General features: G+C 35.6%; 4 protein-coding genes. All 4 read left to right on the top strand.

All coding sequences use genetic code 11. The features are described 5' to 3' along the window. Positions 1 to 186: 186 nt before the first annotated feature. Positions 187 to 750 carry a hypothetical protein gene (locus tag CYP28_RS09480; RefSeq protein WP_103593980.1) on the top strand — a complete coding sequence of 188 codons (564 nt, stop codon included), beginning with the start codon at positions 187 to 189 and terminating at the stop codon, positions 748 to 750. Continuing rightward, a complete protein-coding gene (locus CYP28_RS09475) occupies positions 726 to 2,306 on the top strand; it encodes a hypothetical protein (RefSeq protein ID WP_103593979.1) in 1,581 nt (526 codons plus the stop codon). Before CYP28_RS09480 ends, CYP28_RS09475 begins: the two co-directional genes overlap by 25 nt. A 1-nt stretch (position 2,307) precedes the next feature. After that, the gene (locus tag CYP28_RS09470; RefSeq protein WP_103593978.1) at positions 2,308 to 2,721 is read left to right on the top strand and encodes a hypothetical protein; all 414 of its coding nucleotides are present in this window, start codon (positions 2,308 to 2,310) and stop codon (positions 2,719 to 2,721) included. Positions 2,722 to 2,730: 9 nt separating this feature from the next. Beyond that, on the top strand, positions 2,731 to 3,186 hold a 456-nt coding region (locus CYP28_RS09465; RefSeq protein ID WP_141090927.1), incomplete at its 3' end, for a hypothetical protein.

The raw sequence follows: 3,186 nt of genomic DNA, 5'->3' as shown, positions 1-3,186 counted from the left end.
TAACTATATTCTTTTTCTGTAATGACACGGAATGCAAAGAAGACTACAACATCCTCTTCGTCGGCAGCGTCAGATGTGTATAAGAGACAAGCTTTAAAGGACATCACTGAAATACAAAATTTCTACTACCAAAAGGGCTACAACGATGCTAACGAGAAATTTTAAAAAGCTGGCTATGAAAAAGCAGTGCTTGATCTAATCAGACAAACTCAGAAGTATAGATCAATAATTGATAGCTATGAGGCTGGTAAATACTACATGGAAAGCAATAAGATTACTTTCCCAAGAGTATATAGAACAAGAAATGCCGAGGGACAATATATTATCCAGATGGAAGCTCCAGAAGTAAAAGAAAGACTTTCAATAGAGGATATATTTATTTTACCTGAGATCGAACAAGCATCTCAGACAAACTACAATACTATAAATGGCAACAACAATGGTGTCGTCGCACCTTATAGCCCAAGCGAGATAGGAGCTGGTTCGCAAACTCAACAGCCATTATATAATTCAATATTGCCAGTGGCTGATAATTCAATAGAAGCTACAAGCCCTATATCTATTATGAAAGAAAGCTCTCAAACTTTCCCAAAAACTGAGAGAATAAAGAGAGTGCTTGACGCTTCAGGTATGAAATATGCCGAAACTCTAAGTGGATATAAGACATATTTTAAGAACGAAACAGATTATAAAACTTTTTGTAAAAGCATTTCGGGGGACGAAAGATGTTCAAATCTACTTCAAAAATAATTTTATCGGTTGCACTACTCACAACCCTTTCATCAGCTAGTATGTCAGATTGGGCAAATATGGGTAGTAGCACTATTGATAAGATAGGCAATATTGGCGGCTCAACAAGCGACATGGTAGGTAATATATTAAATGGCGTTGGTGGGCTAGGTGGCCTAGGTAGTGGCGGTATTACCAACACTATAACAAATTTACTCAATAATAGTCTAAGAAGCCAAACCACGAAATATGGCGTTGATCACCTAAAGGCTACTTGCTCTTTACCTGATTTTAATGTTGGCAATTCTGGCATTTGCGGTAGCGCAGCAGGGGCTTTGACAAGTGGAGTAAATAAGCTCTTAGGAATTTTAAATAACGGCCTTGATCTTGGAGTTTGCACCGTGTCAGCTGATTTGAACGTCTGCCAAGATAACTTCTTAACCGAATTTTGTAAGATGTTTGATGAAAAAGTTGATGAAGTAATAGGTGATGGCAAAGAAGAATTTGGCAAAATGACTGATGAAGCCAAGAATAAAGTAAAAGATGCGGTAAGAAATAGGGTTCAAGATCCATTAAATAATATTCTTACTGGATCAGACAAGTATTTCCCTATTACTGGCGGAGATATCCACACTGGTAGCGATAATACAAAATCTGACAACAAATGCTTCTTAGGCTCTGGCACCAAGAACAGAAATCAAAAAAATGCTTATGGTGAATATACTAATGAGAGCATGGATAATTTTTCTCTTATCTATTCAAATTTTATCGATGCTAAAACTGGAGAGAGTTCGGCCGCAGCTGATGTAATTGCTCAGTGTATGAAGCAGTTTCCGCTAACTGGGCTAAAAAATCTTGATGATAATAATGTAAAGCGCAAGTTGCAATACTATTATGATATATGCTCGCCTGCTAATCAGACAAGACCTACGGAGTCAGAAATTTTTGACAATAGGGTTAAAACTGCGCAGCAATTATCTAAAGCAACATCGCCATCTTTTGCAAAATCAACAACAATAGAAAGTGAAATTACAAGCGATTTAGTAGCGAATACAAACTGCTACAAAGAAACATCACTTGAAAATGCTAAAAGATGTCAGCAAAGATATTTTGCTAGTCAATCAGGAAAAACTGGAAGCACAACAGCACAAAGCTTAGAGGCTAACTATGTTAAAACAGCTGAGGAAGAGGGTGCTATGATGCTAAGTGCGCTAGAAACAATCTATCCAGACAAGATTAAAGATACATCACAAAACGCGCTCAATAGATTATTGCCTTCAAAGCGTGGTTATTTTATTGCAGAAGCACAAAAGCAAGATATGAAAAATTCTCTAGTAATGTCTTACATGACCAAAATCACTGAAGCTAAAAAAGAGCTAGCAAGAATATCTTTTGCAAAAATAAAAGAGTGTTCTACACCATTTTATGCGACAGCTGCTTTGGCTGAAATAACTAATTCAGTAAAAGATGCAAGACAAGAGGCTAGTAACGTCGTAAATCAAATCTTAAATAGTGGTAGCACTGGCACTGGCACTGGCACTGGCGATGTAGGTGGCGTATCAGTTCCTGGAATTTAATATGAAAAAGATTGTTCTAGTAAGTATTTTTTTGGCGAATTCATTGTTTGGTGCTTGCACTATTAATAACTATAATAGTGCAGCAACATGCGCCCAGGTGCAAACAGCATTAGAAATGGCAGTAAAACAAACAGAACAATACTTTAAGACCACAAGAAAAACAAACATAGAAACTCCAACTAGAATTCTATCAACCAAGATGGAACAATATTCAAAACTGGTTGGAGTTTTGTATAGTTACAATAATGCTATTTTGGCATTAAGGCAAAACGTAGCCTTTTTAAGAACGGCTATTAGCGACTATGCTCAAAAAGAATTTGCTGTTGAAAAGATCATATCTGATAGCAAAAAGCTAGAAGGCGATATTTTAAGCATAGAAAACGAGTTAAATTTAATGCTTTCAAAGCAAGAATAAGGTTTTGCTTTGCTAAACACCAATAAGCCAAAATCTACTGGTAATTTTTTAGACTATTTGATCGAGCAATCATACATTGGAGCAATAGTTAAGGACGGATTAGATTTGGCAACCCTACGAGGTAATGTTTTAAATAAATATGATGCTCAAATTGTAGGGTATTTTAAAAGTATTGGCACCAGGTCTAATACTTATCCTATTTTGCTCTTATGCTTCTATATGGCACTATCTAGGGCAATAAAAATAAAAAACAATCAACTAGATACAAAAATTGCTGACGTGCAAGATAGCAATGATCAAGAAAATTTATATTATTACCTTGTAATGTTTAGACCATTTTTTTTATTTCATATAGTCTATTCAAAGCTAGATGGACAAGATAATTCTGATTATAAAGCCTTTTTTGAAGAAAATTATGGCTTTATAAACGAGCTTGGAAAGGATTATTACACTATTATCTATTCC

Source organism: Campylobacter concisus (assembly GCF_002914195.1).
GTDB lineage: Bacteria > Campylobacterota > Campylobacteria > Campylobacterales > Campylobacteraceae > Campylobacter_A > Campylobacter_A concisus_M.
Note: the sequence above shows the minus strand (reverse complement) of the source record. Positions and strands in the feature narration are given on the sequence as shown.